The 14,688-nt window shown below is 58.3% G+C and carries 13 protein-coding genes and 1 pseudogene; 3 read left to right on the top strand and 11 right to left on the bottom strand.

Annotated elements, in window-relative coordinates; genetic code table 11:
• Nucleotides 1–14 precede the first annotated feature (14 nt).
• From BFP90_RS03460 to BFP90_RS03430, 7 genes are all read right to left on the bottom strand, one after another.
• Complete coding sequence (locus BFP90_RS03460) at nt 15–1,259, bottom strand: hypothetical protein (protein ID WP_205928399.1); 1,245 nt, start codon at nt 1,257–1,259, stop codon at nt 15–17.
• Between the two features lie 205 nt (nt 1,260–1,464).
• On the bottom strand, nt 1,465–2,694 hold the full coding sequence (locus tag BFP90_RS03455; protein ID WP_065895955.1) for a GTP-binding protein: 1,230 nt from the start codon (nt 2,692–2,694) through the stop codon (nt 1,465–1,467).
• The gene (gene nthB / locus BFP90_RS03450) at nt 2,691–3,347 is read right to left on the bottom strand and encodes a nitrile hydratase subunit beta (RefSeq protein WP_065895954.1); all 657 of its coding nucleotides are present in this window, start codon (nt 3,345–3,347) and stop codon (nt 2,691–2,693) included. The genes BFP90_RS03455 and nthB overlap by 4 nt, the downstream gene beginning before the upstream one ends.
• A 38-nt stretch (nt 3,348–3,385) precedes the next feature.
• Nucleotides 3,386–3,979 (bottom strand): nitrile hydratase subunit alpha, encoded by a 594-nt coding sequence (nthA, locus tag BFP90_RS03445; protein WP_065895953.1) that lies wholly within the window; start codon nt 3,977–3,979, stop codon nt 3,386–3,388.
• A 70-nt stretch (nt 3,980–4,049) separates the two neighbouring features.
• On the bottom strand, nt 4,050–5,564 hold the full coding sequence (locus BFP90_RS03440; protein WP_065895952.1) for an amidase: 1,515 nt from the start codon (nt 5,562–5,564) through the stop codon (nt 4,050–4,052).
• Between the two features lie 152 nt (nt 5,565–5,716).
• On the bottom strand, nt 5,717–6,583 hold the full coding sequence (locus BFP90_RS03435) for a transporter (protein WP_065892817.1): 867 nt from the start codon (nt 6,581–6,583) through the stop codon (nt 5,717–5,719).
• A gap of 81 nt (nt 6,584–6,664) precedes the next feature.
• Nucleotides 6,665–7,723: an aliphatic aldoxime dehydratase gene (locus tag BFP90_RS03430; RefSeq protein WP_065892816.1), complete on the bottom strand. Its 1,059-nt coding sequence runs from the start codon at nt 7,721–7,723 to the stop codon at nt 6,665–6,667.
• 333 nt (nt 7,724–8,056) lie between these two features.
• On the opposite strand from BFP90_RS03430, the gene BFP90_RS03425 reads away from it, so the two are divergent.
• From BFP90_RS03425 to BFP90_RS29475, 3 genes and pseudogenes are all read left to right on the top strand, one after another.
• Complete coding sequence (locus tag BFP90_RS03425) at nt 8,057–8,992, top strand: AraC-like ligand-binding domain-containing protein (RefSeq protein WP_065884997.1); 936 nt, start codon at nt 8,057–8,059, stop codon at nt 8,990–8,992.
• A gap of 272 nt (nt 8,993–9,264) precedes the next feature.
• A pseudogene (locus BFP90_RS29480) lies at nt 9,265–10,032 on the top strand (MCP four helix bundle domain-containing protein); the annotation flags it as partial.
• Nucleotides 10,009–10,890, top strand: a complete 882-nt coding sequence (locus tag BFP90_RS29475; RefSeq protein WP_370671682.1) for a methyl-accepting chemotaxis protein — start codon at nt 10,009–10,011, stop codon at nt 10,888–10,890. The pseudogene BFP90_RS29480 and the gene BFP90_RS29475, both read left to right, overlap by 24 nt.
• A 93-nt stretch (nt 10,891–10,983) precedes the next feature.
• On the opposite strand, the gene BFP90_RS29025 is transcribed toward BFP90_RS29475, so the two are convergent.
• The 4 genes from BFP90_RS29025 to BFP90_RS03400 all read right to left on the bottom strand — a co-directional run bounded on the left by BFP90_RS29025 (nt 10,984) and on the right by BFP90_RS03400 (nt 14,279).
• A complete protein-coding gene (locus tag BFP90_RS29025) occupies nt 10,984–11,559 on the bottom strand; it encodes a hypothetical protein (RefSeq protein ID WP_237140360.1) in 576 nt (191 codons plus the stop codon).
• 764 nt (nt 11,560–12,323) lie between these two features.
• Nucleotides 12,324–12,998: an anti-sigma factor gene (locus BFP90_RS03410; RefSeq protein WP_012724508.1), complete on the bottom strand. Its 675-nt coding sequence runs from the start codon at nt 12,996–12,998 to the stop codon at nt 12,324–12,326.
• Nucleotides 12,995–13,630 (bottom strand): sigma-70 family RNA polymerase sigma factor, encoded by a 636-nt coding sequence (locus BFP90_RS03405; RefSeq protein ID WP_043205415.1) that lies wholly within the window; start codon nt 13,628–13,630, stop codon nt 12,995–12,997. The genes BFP90_RS03410 and BFP90_RS03405 overlap by 4 nt, the downstream gene beginning before the upstream one ends.
• Before the next feature lie 55 nt (nt 13,631–13,685).
• Complete coding sequence (locus BFP90_RS03400) at nt 13,686–14,279, bottom strand: fasciclin domain-containing protein (protein WP_012724510.1); 594 nt, start codon at nt 14,277–14,279, stop codon at nt 13,686–13,688.
• Nucleotides 14,280–14,688: the final 409 nt, after the last annotated feature.

Here is a 14,688-nt window from a genome sequence, read left to right as displayed (position 1 = left end):
GTCGACATTCCTGTTCAGGACATTTTTAATTGGGTATGTACACGGTAACTTTTGAAGAACTGCATCTGCGCCCATTCAGACACCGCTACCAGACTGACCTTGCCCTTCTTGGTTCTCCGGTAAACAATAACCGCCGTGCTGAATACCCAAGGCACGATCAGTACATCACTGTCCTCCGGCGCCTTGAACTCCTGCTCGACAATCGATTCGGTAACCGACTCCCGGCTCACCTCCAGCACATCGGTCACACCGAACTCCATATCCAGTGTGGAGGCCACTTCAGAACCGGATACCGGTTCGACGGCCTTCTCTGAAAGGGAGGTCTTGAGCGACCAGCTGACGGTCAACACATTCTTTATTGCCGACGTGACGGTGATCTTCTCGCTGGTCTTGCGTGAAGAGCCTGCAGGGATATTGATGAAGCTTCTGGGATCAGTCCCGACGCTGTAGATCGCAACAGCAAAATATTCGTCGAGGAACAAATCCTGAGCATAAGGTGTTGGATAGTCCACATCGCCAATGCCATCCCAGAGTTCAGGCTCGATGACCAACGGCTCGGAACGGGCCAGCAGGCGCCGGCTCAGGGTCGGGCCATCCGGGATATATTGTAATGGATTGAAATCATCCACTTGCGTAAGGTCTTTCTCAACCTGATCCCAATCGCGTACATCGGGGTTCCTTGCCGCAAGCTCCAGCAGATATTCACGATATTCCTGCTCGACCGGATCAAGCGCTTCTTCTTCGAGTACCAGCTTCTTGTCTCGCCCTGCACGAATAGTGATTGAACGGTTGAAATCATGCCCACCCGAAGGCAGGTTTTGCCAACCATAAGAGGTCAGCGCACCGCCACTGGTCAGGCTCGAATCGTTAGAGCCCGAGAACGGAACATCAATCATCAAGGTGATCGCCCCGTAACCTTTCTCCCCCGGCGGCACCTTATCTTTCCACTGCGCGTGACACTCATAGCCCGTCCACGTGCCTCGCGCTGCGCGGATACCAAGTGCTTGAATCGTAGTGTTGGGCGCAATACTACAAGGGCCATTGTCATCTTGAGAGTCACGATACCAAGTGCCCCACTCGATTGACTGGCTAGTTACTTCCAGTGTTCGGTCCGTACCATTGGTAATTGTTAAATAGAAAGTCCATGACATTTTTTCATCTCCTTGTTGAACATCCTGCCAAGGAGAAACTAGTCGCGAACCGGACAGCGTGCTGGCAATCTGACAGACGGTAAGGTTAAAAAGTGGGTGCAATTCCACATCCCCCCTCCCCAGGCAGTTGCAGAACTTCACAAACACCAACACAAAACCGCTTATTTACTCATATAAATCATCGACCTGGTTTTAACGGCCCCGGCGATACCAGAGTTGTCTTCACCCATTGCCAACTCATCTTTAACCGTGCCCTTAAATTGTGGATAACGGCGACAAATTACGAACGCCTGGCATTGTCTGCGCCGGTCGCTTACGTCGATGTCGACAACGCCCGTGAATCAAAGACTGCAGCCCCCGGCAGGGCCTGCCAGGCGACAGGGCCGGCGGCAATTTCCTCGGCACTCAGCAGACAGGTGTCGAGCGCGCGTTGCAGTGCGGGGGTGTCCATGTCCTGGCCGATGAAGACCAGTTCCTGGCGGCAATCGCCGACAATGCTGTCCCATTTGGCCATGATGCCCTGCAACCGATAGTGGTCCTGCGGCCATTGCGCCGGGTCGACGAAATTCCACCAGCGGCCGACATAATCCCACTGAAACTGCCTGCCGCTTTGTGCCAGCAGAGCGGTTTCCTGGTGCCGACTGGCGAGCCAGAAATAACCTTTGCTGCGCAACAGGCGTCCGTTGCTCCAGGGGCGGCTGAGAAAGTCGAGCAGGCGCTGCGGGTGAAAAGGCGCGCGCTCGCGGTAGACCCAGGACGTCACGCCATAGGTGTGCGACTCGGAGGCCGCTGCGTCGCCCTCCTCCATCTGTTTCATCCAGCCCGGTGATGCCGCAAGGCTGGGTAAATCGAACAGGCGGGTTCCGAGAATGCCGGCTAACGCGGTGTTGCCGTGGGTCATCGGCACGATCCGCGCGCTGGGGTTCAGGCCCGCCAGGATCGCCTGCACGGCCTGGTAACCCGGCGCATCAAGCAGGTCCAGTTTGTTGACAAGAATGACGTTGGCGTACTCCACCTGCTCGATCAGAAGATCCGCCAGAGGCCGCCTGGTCGTGCCTTGTGCGTCATCGCGGGCGACGGTGTCGGATGACTCCAGCAACCCCTGGAAACGGCTGCCATCGACCACCGTCACCAGGGTATCGAGCCGTGCCAGTTCGCTGAGGCTGAAGCCGTCGGCGTCGAGAAAGGCGAACGTCTCCGCGACCGGCATCGGTTCAGAAATGCCGGTGGATTCGATGAGCAGGTAATCGAAACGCTGCTGGCGTGCCAGGGCGCTGATCTGCTCCAGCAGATCGGCGCGCAGCGTGCAGCAGATGCAACCGTTGCTCATCTCGATCAACTCGTCGCGCCCCCGGTGCAGCGACACATCGCGCTGCACCTCGGCGGCGTCGATGTTGACCTCGCTCATGTCATTGACGATGACCGCCACCCGCAGGCCTTCGCGGTTGCGCAGGATATGGTTGAGCAGCGTGGTCTTGCCGGCGCCGAGGAAACCGGACAGCACCGTCACCGGCAGTCGGCCTGTCAAGGCGTCGTCCGTCATGCGCTCACCGTGCCGTCGGCGTGGTCCAGATAGCTTTCGAACAGGTCGACCACCACCAACCCCTCATCGGCCGCATCGCCCCACAGGTCTTTCACGCGAAACTCGACGTGGTAGGTCGGCTGATGCGCCGCACGCGTATCGCCATGGCCAATCGCGTCAGGAAATGGCCATTTTTCAGCCGTGCGGTGCAGCACCACGCCCGTCTTGCCCCGTACGTAAGCCGGCATGCGCACATGCCCGGCCACGTATTCGTTTCGCACCACCACTCGGTCGCCCACTTCGAAGGGGGCGCGGCCGGTGATTGCCGCACGCCCACTCGACTGGGCAGGGTTCGCCAGCTTGAAATGAGACCCCAGGGCCTCATCAAGCTCCGCCTGGGTGATCACGCCTTTCTCGACCAGCAGGGTTGCGGTCGCAATCACATAACGCTCGTAGTACTGGGTACCGACGTGCTGGCGAACGTCCAGGCGTTCGACGGCATGGCGCACTTCGTCCACGCTGAACATCTTCAAGTGATCGGCACCGATGAACATCAGGCTGTAGGCCAGGTGTTCCCAGTCCTGCTTGAACACCGGTTGGTAGCTCAAGCTGTTGATGGTGTGGGGGACTTTTCCAAAGCCCTGGAAACCGCCGAGATCGTGAAAGCCATCCATACTGAAACCTCCGGGAATTGAACGATAAGGGGCTGGGCTCAGCCAACCCGAGGCAAGGCGACGCCAATCAGCACGTCCTTGGTGACCAGTGCCTGAAGCTGTTCTTCAGTCATATGCTCGGAGCCTTCAGGTCTCATCGGCACCACCAGGTAACGGGTTTCGGCGCTGGTGTCCCAGACCTTGACCACCACGTCGTCAGGCAGCTCCGTGCCCAGCTCGCGCAACACGGTGCGCCCTTCCCGGACCAGGCGTGCGCGGAACTCAAAGCCCTTGTACCACTCGGGCGGCAGGCCCAGCACAGGCCAGTTGGTGCAGGAGCACAGGCTGCACACAATGACGTTCTTGAGGCGCGGCGTGTCTTGCAGCGCGACGATGTACTCGCCCTGCGGGCCGGTATAGCCGAACTGCGCGCACGCGGCGGTGCCGTCCTTGAGCAACAGCGCGTGGAACTGCGGGTCGACCCAGGCCTTGGCGACCACCCTGGCGCCATTCTGCGGGCTCCATTCGTGCGCCATCAGTTGCGTCATGTGTTCGATGTAGCCCTCGGGGATCAGGTCCTTTTGCTTGAGCACCTGCAATAACGCCTGCGCGCGTTCGCCCGGGGTTGATGTGGTTTTTTCAAGGGTGGTCATCGGTGAGTTCCTCATCAGTGAAGGTCGAAGCAGCGCCTGGCGTTATGGTTGTTGCGCTGCACGGGAGCGGCTAGGCGGTTTTCCAGTCGACGGCCGCTTCGAACGCGGCGGCCGCCTGGTAGATCGTGCCTTCGGCGTAGTGTTTGCCCACGAGCATCAGCCCGACCGGCATACCGTCCACCAGGCCACAGGGAATCGACATGGCCGGATGGCCGGTAATGTCCTGGGCCGAGGCGTTGCCGATCATTTCCAGGGCGCGGGCCACGTAATCGGTGATCGAGCAACCCGGTTCCGGGTGGGGTTGGGCAATGATCGGCACTGTGGGCATCACCAGCAGGTCATAGCGGGCCAACGCCGCGTCATAGCCGGCGCGCGCCAGGCGCCTGAGGTTTTGTGCCTTGGCGTAGTAACGCCCGTTGTAGCGCTCGACCCCGTATTGGCCGACGAACATGCACAGCTTCAGGGAGGCCGACAGGTCATCCGCCTGCTCGCGCCATCCGGCCTGCTTGTCCAGCAAGGCGAGGTCATACAGCCCCTGCCAGTTAAACCCGGCGCCATTGCCGTGCATCATCTGCATGGTCAGGCCTTCGCAACCGATCGGGTGCCACAGCGAGCCTGCAATCCGGTGTTCGGCCACCGACACGTCTTCGACCTGTGCACCCAGTTGCTCGAACCGGGCAATGGCCGTGCGCACCGAGGCGGTGACACGCGGGTCCTGGTTGGCCAATTCGAAGCCTTCGCGCAACACACCGATCCTCAACCCTTGCACGCCACGGTCCAGGTAATCGCTGTAGATGTCGACCTGCGGCGCGGCCTGGCGCGGGTCGAGGCCGTCCGCGCCGGCCATGACTTCCAGCATCAAGGCGTTGTCGCGCACCGTTGCGGTAATGGGGCCGGCGTGGTCGAGGGTTGCTTCGATGGCCATGATGCCGGTGTACGGCACCAGGCCGTGGGTCGGCTTCATGCCGTAGGTGCCGCAGAATGCCGAAGGAATTCTGATGGAGCCGCCTTGATCGCCGCCCACTGCCATATCGACCTCGCCCGCGGCCACCAGCGCCGCGCTGCCGGAAGACGAGCCGCCCGAGGCATAGCCCTGGCGGTAGGGATTGTGCACCGGCGCCGGATCGGACGTGTGGCTGCCGCCGGACAAGCAGTAATGCTCGCAGGTGGCTTTGCCGAGGATGGTTGCGCCCGCCTCCAGCAAACGGGTGACGACGGTGGCATCGAACGACGGCACAAAACCCTCCAGGGGTTTGGCACCGTTCATCATGGGCACGCCGGCCAGTGAAATGTTGTCCTTGAGCGCAACCGTCTTGCCTGCCAGTTTGCCTTCACGGGCACCGCTGACTTCGGTGCGGTAATACCAGGCGTTAAGCCGGTTGTGCACCGCCGACGGGCGATAGCCCGCACTTCGCTCGTAGCGCGTCGGCGGAATGAAGTCGGGCAGTTCGTCGATCAGGTCATAGGCGTCGAAGCTCCCCTGCATCAGGGCCAGGTATTCACTGGCTTGCTCGGGGCTGAGCCGCATATGCAGGCGGCTCGTAATGTCCAATAGCTGCTCAAGGGTGGGGCGAACGATTGCCATGGAGGGCAGTCCTTATCGTTGGGTGGCCTGGCGCTCAAGATAATCTGCGCCAGTGGGCACAGGCTTGGTTGAAACGGACAGCGACTTGGCTGGGCCGGACACCCCGCGCAACCCTCGAGGGCAGCCGGCCACTGCCGTGCAAGACGGCGACCTTAAAACACGCGGGCGTAGCGCAGGTTCATGCGGAAATCTTCCCGGGGCCCGTTATCCACCGACAGGTCCTTACCCAGTTGCAGCTGGATCTGGTCCTGGGCGGTGACGAACTTGGTGGCCGTCAGCCGGAAGTTGGTGGTGCCCAGTTCGTTATCCTGGTTGACGTGCTCGACGTTGGTTTCACCGCCCCAGGTGCGTCCAAAACCGATCCCGAAGGTGGTGGTGGCGTCAGGCATATAGCGCCCCATCAACTGCGCAGCGTAGGAAACATCCTGCTTGAGCCGGTCGGCATTGGCACCGTAGTCGGTGTTGTCGCCATACCACGTCGCGCCGCCCACCACGTCCACCGCCCAGTGTGGCGTGAAGTGCTTGACGTAAGCGCTCTGCAGTTCGAATTTCCAGCGGTTCTCACCGATGTTCAGCCCGTCATCCTTGTCGTAGGTGCCCGTTGGGACGAAGACGTAGGGCGCAATGCTCAGGGTGTCGCGGGCGTCGTTGAAGCGCCACTTCACCGGTGCGGTCAGGATCAGGTCGCCAATCCCGCGGGTACTGCCCAGCGCCGAGGCGTCACCGGCGCTGGAGACATGCCCGAAGGGCAGCAGGAATTGCGGGTCGATGGTGACCGTGTCGCTCAGGGCGTACACATGCAGCAGACGCAGGATGCCGACATCCGAATTCAGCCTGAAATCCGAACTCGCCTTATGCCCCTTGGCGTAGGCCGAGTCCGTGGTGGAGTGCTGGTAATAGAGCGCACCGATAGTCGCGCCAACGGGGTATTGCTCATAGTCGCCGGGGGCAACCTCAACCGCGTGCGCCGGTAATACCGGCAATACCGTGGTGAGTGTGAGCAGGCGGAGCTTGTTCATGGTGTATTCCTCGCAAACGGGTGCCGTGCCACCTGATGAGATGGCAAGCCGGTGAAGTCAGGGCTTTGCGTGTGGCCAGGCTCAGGCGGCTGCGGTTTGCGCGTCGCGCAGCATTCCGGTGTGGGGATGACAGTTGATGTATTCGAACAGTTGGCTCTTGGCGTCCGACACCGACACTTCGTGGTACAGGCGTAACTTTTTCAAACCCGCAGCCACACGAAAGAACGTCACGAAAATGCGCAGGTGGGTCGGGTGCGACTCGGCCCAGCGTTCGAGTTTTTCCACCGAGCGCCAGTGGCCGATGTTGTAGCTCACGTCGAGGAAGTTGCCCTCCAGGTCGATATTGCGCACGAACCGGTTGCTGTAGCAGCCCAGGGCCTGGCCGTTGTCACGCAGGAAGTCCATGCCGTCCTGCAGGGTCGGCAGGATTTCGTCCAGATACAGCGAGCGCTCGTCCGCCTCGGCATCCGCCCAGTCCTGGCCTGAGCGAATCAGCGTGAGGTTGTCATGCCCCATGATCACCACCCGGCCACCCTTGGCCGGATCACCGGCGACCACTTGCAGTTCGCTGGTGGGCTTCATCCAGTCCGTCTGGGAGATCGGGAAACGGTCGCGCATCGAGCCCCAGTAACCGTGTTCCTCGATTTCGCCGCTGGTCGCGTCCATGACGGCGCCGACGCCGGGCAGGTTGTCCTGGAAGGCATACAACGTCTCGAACTGTTCGGCGCGCGGTGCGCTGATTTCCCGGAAATAGCCAAGGCCATCATTGAGCCGGTCCGGTGAAGCCCACCAGTCGTTGACCGGCGCCGAGCGCAACCAGCGGCAATAGGCGCCGGGGTCTTTCCAGTAGCCAACGACCATCAGGTTGTCAAAGCCGCTGTTGTCGGTGTGGTGGGTCAAGTCATGGGTCTGCGGGCCGTCGGCCAGGCTGAAACTGCCGACAATGTGACGCATGGCTTGCAGCGCGGCTTCGCGCTGGGCCTCGCCTCGATACTGCACACCGAGATACGCCATCACCACCTGTTCAAGCTGCTCGTCTGCGCGGGCGACCCACATCGGGAACGGTGGCTGATACTCCTCGGGCACCCGGCGCGACAGGCTGCGTGGGCATTTGAGATGGGTGTCGATTGCAGATTCCATAGTGAGCTCCTCGTTATTTTCGTTCAGGCCTGCGGATGGGCGGTATGAGCGGCTGCGAGGTGCAAATTAGACCGGGACGACCAAGGGTCGCTTGGCTCGTCGAGACAACCGTTTGGTTGGGCAAGACAGGCGGCGGCCGCCGGGCCGTCCGTGATCGGCGATGGTGCATCCGTACTTTCAGTGGGCATGACCAGGGCGAATTCGCCCCCCTGCGGTTACAGATAACCGAGGCGGCAGGCACGCCAAGCCGGCGTGCAAACGCCTGGCCTGCTAATTGCTTGCCAAAAAACGCCCGTTACCCCTTCTCGAGCCCGCTGTACCGAGGTCCGTGCCATGAATCCGAGCACTCACTATTCGACCCTTGCCGTTCCTGCGCCCCGTCGCTTTGATTACTGGAAAGAAGTGGTCTGCCGCCACTGTCTGGCGGCCGACAGCAAACCCTTGTCCCAGAGCAGTTTTGATGGCGCCCTGACGGTCAACACCGTCGGCGATCTGGACCTCTGCTCGCTGTCCTCGCCGTTGCATTATTGGGAGCGATCCGAGCGGCATCTGCGCAGCGGTCCGGCGGAAGACTTATGGTTGGGTTTCGCCCGAAATGGCCATGGTCAAATTGAACAAGGTGCACGCAAAGCCAACCTCGCAGCGGGGAATTTGTTTCTTTACGACGCAACCCAGGCGTTTCGCTTCAGCTTCGGTGGTACCGAAAATCACTTGGTGCGTATTCCGCGCGCCTTGCTCACCGAGCGTCTGCCGCGCATTGCGCAATACACCGCGATGGTCCTCGACGACCGTCGCCCAGGGGTCATCCCCTTGCGCGAAATGCTGCGCCAGGCCGCGAGCACGCCGACGTCGATGCAGGATGAGCACATCGCAAAGCGTTATGCCGCGACATTGCTTGACCTGCTGGTGATCAGCCTTGAGCTGCAGGACCTGACAACCACCCACCAGGAACTCGACCTGTACGGCCGCATCATGCAGTACATTCAACGGCATTTGACCGAGCCGGACCTGTCGATTGAAGTCATCGCACGGGCTCACCATGTATCGACCCGCACCGTGACGCGCGCCTTCGCGCGTTACCAGAAGACCCCCGTTGCAGAGATCTGGAAAGAACGCCTGAACGCCAGCCGTGAAGCGATCGAGCGCGGTCAGGTGCGCAGTGTGTCCCAGGCGGCACTGGACTTCGGTTTTTCCGACTTCTCCCATTTCAGCCACGCGTTTCGCAAGGCATTCGGTGTGGCGCCGAACACGCTGTTACACCGCGGCTGAAGCGCACGGCAGTCATCTTCGGCACGGCCACCCCTGCGCGCCTGCGCCTGGTTGAACTGCCTCTGTACCCCTTCCAGCAGAATCTGCGCGATTAGTAATCGCGCAATTATTTAGCGCGCCTATTATCTCGATTCATTCTTTTGTATTCCTGAATGTGCACCTTCCCCCCAAGCTGCGAGTGAGCGTCACTGCGCCGCGTGGATGTTTTGTCCGCGCTCCACAAATGGACGTGGAGAAGCCACGCCACTGAATCCCGGCCCCCGGAGGCCTTTATGAAATTAAGATCCTTGAATATCGCGCGCAGGGCTTTCGTCTGCTTTGGGCTGATCACACTGCTGCTGATCAGCCTGGCAGGTTTCTCCTATGTACAGATCGATCACCTGCGTAGCGCAGAGCAGGACATCGAGCAAAACTCACTGCCCAGCGTCCAGGTCATTGACGATATTCAAATCGCCCTGCTCCACGCGCGCCTTGAAAGCATCCGCATGCTTTCGAGTACGACCAGGGAGGTGCATGACAAATCGCAGTCATTGGTCGAAGACGCCATACAGGCACTTCAGTCGAAGACCGCGTTTTACCGTGAACACCTCATCTCCGGCCAGCAGGATGAAATCCAGTTTGCGAAGACCATCCAGGCGATGAATGTATACATCGACGGCCTCAAGCAAGTGCTTGCCCTCGATAATTCCGATCATGACCAGGCTGTTGTTTTTGCGAACACCGAGCAGGCGCAGCGAGCAATCGCCTATCAGGATCAGCTCACCGTCTTGCGTGAGCAGAATGGGCGTCAGGCGGTGGAGTCCGGCGAAGAGGCGACAGCGGTATACACCCATAGCGTGAGCGTGCTGATTTCGGTACTGGTCGTCGCATTCATCCTGACAATCGTCTTGGCGAGCTTGTTTACCAAAAGCATTGTCAGCCCCATCAACTCCTCGCTTGAGCTGGCGGAAAATATAGCGTCTGGCGACCTCACCCACGACCTTGAGGTGACAGGCTCGGACGAAGCCTCGCGCTTGATGCAGGCACTCAATCTGATGCAGAACAACCTCAGGAGCACTATTTCAGAAATCTCGGGAGCGTCTGCTCAACTGAGTACCGCAGCCGTTGAAATGACCTCGATCACCGAGAGTGCCGACCGCACCCTGCAACAGCAGAACAGCGAAATCGAGCAAGCGGCCACCGCCGTTACCGAAATGAGCGCGGCGGTTGAAGAGGTCGCCAGGAATGCCAACTCCACCTCCGAAGCGGCCATGCAGTCCAGCGTCTCGGCTGATCTGGGCAATCAGAAAGTGACTGAAACGCTGACGGCAATGCGTGGACTGACGGAACTGGTAGAAGTCTCGTCAGGCCAGGTAAAAGAACTGGCGGGCCAGGCTCAAGACATCTCCAAAGTATTGAGCGTGATCAGGGCGATTGCCGAGCAAACGAACCTGTTGGCGTTGAATGCCGCCATTGAAGCAGCACGTGCAGGCGAGCAAGGCCGTGGTTTTGCGGTGGTGGCCGATGAGGTTCGGGCCCTGGCGCACCGCACCCAGACGTCGACCCAGGAAATCGAACAGATGATCTCCACGATTCAGGCCGGTTCTTCAGCCGCCGTCGAGTTGATGCAAAAGAGCACCTCAGAGGTCTACACCACCCGAGATACCGCAGAGCAAGCTGGCCACTCACTGCGCCAAATCATTGATTCGGTACTGGAAATCAACGACCGCAATATCCAGATTGCAACCGCTTCCGAGGAGCAGGCTCACGTAGCGCGCGACGTGGATCGCAGCCTTATCAGCATTCGCGACCTGGCCATCCAGAGCACCGAAGGCACCCGCCAGACGTTGATGGCAAGCAATGAGTTGTCACGCCTGGCCGTCAACTTGAACGACTTGGTGCTGCGGTTCAAGACTTGAAGCTGGATCAACACCGATCACAGGCAAAAAAAATCCCGCAGAGCAGCTGGCTCGCGGGATTTCTCTTGGATGTTTTGGCGTGCAACCCGGGATTTATTTGGCTTGGCGAAGCACAAGCTCCGACAGACGGGTCTTAACGCGGAAGCAGAACTCACGAATTTGAAATTGATAGGCAGGCATGACCATATAGTTCAAATCGGCGCCCAGTGAATCCTTAACTTCCATGTATTTAGCGGTCTTGCTGGCAATGGCCTGGTATTCGACCTCGTATTTGTCGTAAGACGCCTTGTTGTAAACCTTCAGAACATCCAACTCTTTACGGCACTGCTCAGCGCGATTCTGGTTGAGTTTCGTCTCTGATTCCGGCTCTTGCTCTGGCTCTGCCGCCTGCGGTGCGTAAGGCACTGCGGCGTAAGCACTGGCGTTCGCAGGTGCAGCCTCATATCGCGCAGGCGATTGTGCGGGTGCCGGAGTTGCGGCTTCAGGCGCTTCTTGCTGGACGACGGCAGGAGGTGGTGTCACTTCAGGTTTTTCTGGAGTTTTAATAGCGCATCCCGAGAGGGCAATCCCTAGCACTGCAACGATGCCACACATTTTATTCATCGGTTCCACCAACAGGTCATTTCGGTTAGCTGAGTCGTTAGGTTCTGGGTAAAAGCCATGACTCATTCAATGATCGAGCATGAATTTCTACCAGCCTCAAGGCGCTCAGCCGCTCTTCCTTGAGTACGCAGATTAACGATGGTAGTAAAAAAACAGCGAGGTGACGAGTAAAAGCTCGTCAGAAAGACCACGGATTTTATGGGGCAATGGCACTGGCCGTCGTGGTATTACGCAATCGCAGGCAAAAAAATCCCGCTGGGCGTTTGGCTCGCGGGACTTTTTTATGTGTTTGGCGGGAAACCAGGGATTCGAACCCTGGGAACGCTATTAACGTTCGCCGGTTTTCAAGACCGCTATGCAAATTCACGCGGGCCGATGCCCTGAAAGCCGTCGGCGTTCCATTACTTATGGCAATCGATCAGGCTACAGACCGCATTCTGCAGGGGGGGCGTTTTGAGTTTGGGAACCGTTTTTGCCCTCCCAAGCATCGCGTCGAATGAAGGCAAGCCGCAGAATTGCCCAAAGTTTTACGAAATACATCGTGACTGCTTTCGGCCCAGAGTGTGTAAAAACGCTTCGTCAAAATTGAAGTGTGCGCGTCTACGTTAAATCTGAAATTTATCGGCACGTCTGCAGATGTGGATTTCACGTAGAAACGCGATTTCCAGTCCGGTTTTGAGCACCTGACGTGCTCAAAACCGTTTTTACACAGTCTCGGCCAGAAGCTGCCGTTCACTACTCATGAGTCGGTTGAGCTGGCTTCGAACTCTGGACGACCGATCATTGAGTCGTTTACTCACGAAAAGATTTAAAGACTTACCGCCACGGAGTTACAGTACCGTAAGCGCGCCCTGGTAAAGCACCGGACCTGTCGGCTGTCCTGTCGGCGATCCGCCATCGGGTTCAAGACTGACGGCCAAAGTGCTTGACTCACCCATGAGAGCTTTCTGCGCGCTGGCCAACTTAATCTCCCCATCTCCACCTGGCGGTATCACCCCAAGGGACACGGGTTTGCCACTTAGCGGAATAAGCCACATTTGCAGGCTACGACCCTTTTCAACTTTCGCTAACGCCTGCGGTTTGATTCTCAGGTAGTCCTCTCGCGTTTCAATGCTCATCCAAGACTGTGCGTCAGCGCTATACAACGTGGCACCGTAGCGTACATCGTCACGGCTGTAGATAACGCTTAGCGATACTGCTGCTACGAGTGAACATGCTGCGATCGTCATTCGGAGCCAGTTCCAGAGAGGCCGTTTCATAGGCAGCTGCATTGTTTGCGGATCTATGCGAGCCGTAACTTTGCGCCAAACACGATCCGGTACAGGTTGTTCAGGCAGAGCCTCAGTGAGGCTCATGAGGCATTCCTGCCATTGCGCAAGTTCCGCGCGAAGTTCCGAGTCTTTTAGTAAAAGTTGCTCAAAGCGCCGGCGTGCGGTGTGCGGCATCAACCCGATGGCATAGTCGGCGGCAAGTGCGCGACGCATACTTGGAGTTTGGTAGTTCATGACTCAAGGCACCTGCGCAGATGCTCCATGCCCCGGCGTATCCAAGACTTCACCGACCCTAGCGGTGCTGAAAGGTGTTCGGCCAACTCTGAACAGGAGAGTCCCCCAAAGTAGGCAATGGTGATCGACTGGCGTTGCATCCCTTCTAGCTTATCCAGGCACCGATGTAATGTGCTGGCCTCACGGGAACTGTTCAGTTGCTCATGTGCCGAGGGGCTGTCATCGACCAACATCTGCGCGTCGAGATCATTCAGCGGACGGTCGCGATATTTTCGCAATTGGTCGATGGCCTGGTTTCGCGTTATGCTGATCATCCAGGTCATCGGCGCGGACAGGTGGGATTGGTAGCGTGAAGCATTGTTCCAAATGCGCACAAAACTTTCCTGCAGCACCTCTTCAGCGAGATCCGAACGTCCCATGAGCCGCAAAGCCACGCCGTGCAAGCGCGGACTCACGCTACGATACAGCGTTTCAAATGCGCGTCGATCACCCAGGGAGCACTGGGCTAAAAGGTGTTTGAGTTGGTCGATGTCGGCGATTGGAATAGCCTTTCTCCAAACGATTAAGTCGTGAGGTGCTAAATGTCGATTGCAGCCAGAGGTTAGCCCACAGCGCGCTGTTGTTCCATTCACGGGTGGGCTCCTCGGAAAACTCGCCAATCCTGCGGATGGCGACCGGCGATGTCAGTCAACTTTTCGGCATCAGCACCTTATCGATGACCTGTATCACACCGTTCGACTGGTACACGTCATAGGTGGTGATGTCGGCGACGTTACCCTTCTCGTCTTTGATGGTGATGTTGTGCGGGCCATTCATCATTGCCCACAGCTTGCCTCCTGAGACAGTGGTAAGTTCGGCCTTACCGCCACCGGCCTTGATCTTTTCGGCAAGGGTGGCCATGTCCAGTTTGCCGCTCACAACGTGGTAAGTGAGGATCTTGCTGAGGGTTGCCTTGTTTTCCGGCTTCAGCAACGTATCGACGGTTCCGGCGGGCAAAGCAGTAAAGGCTGAATTGACCGGTGCGAACACGGTAAAGGGACCTTTGCCCTTGAGAGTGTCGACTAGACCGGCAGCTTTGACAGCGGCGACCAGGGTCGTGTGATCTGCGGAATTTACTGCGTTATCAACGATGTCCTTGCTCGGCAACATGCTTTGCCCGCCTACCATTACGCTGTCGTGGCTCATCGTCGCTGCCTGTGCCGCGTTGAACACTAAGCCGCTACCTGCCGCCAAGGTCAGGAGGCCGACTATCAATGGCGTTTTGATCGAAATGCTTTTCATCGCGATGATCCTTTATGAGGAGATTCGGCCAGGAAGGTCTGTCCGTGTTTGATATACGTGGCGGCGTTCGGAATGGATGCAGTACCTCAGTTTTTTTGTGATCTGGAAATTACGCGATCCAGTGACCACTGCTTCTTAAGCAAGGTGGCCATATTCCAGCTAGAAGGTGTTTTTTGTGCACGGCTGCTTTTGGCCGAAAGCTGCAGCTCAAGGACGACCGCTTTCGGCCCAGAGTGTGTAAAAACGCTTCGTCAAAATTGAAGTGTGCGCGTCTACGTTAAATCTGAAATTTATCGGCACGTCTGCAGATGTGGATTTCACGTAGAAACGCGATTTCCAGTCCGGTTTTGAGCACCTGACGTGCTCAAAACCGTTTTTACACAGTCTCGGCCAAAAGCGGACAGTTACG

Source organism: Pseudomonas sp. 24 E 13 (assembly GCF_900004715.1).
GTDB classification, from domain to species: domain Bacteria; phylum Pseudomonadota; class Gammaproteobacteria; order Pseudomonadales; family Pseudomonadaceae; genus Aquipseudomonas; species Aquipseudomonas orientalis_A.
The sequence above is the reverse complement of the archived record's forward strand: the minus strand, read 5'-3'. Positions and strand labels throughout refer to the sequence as shown.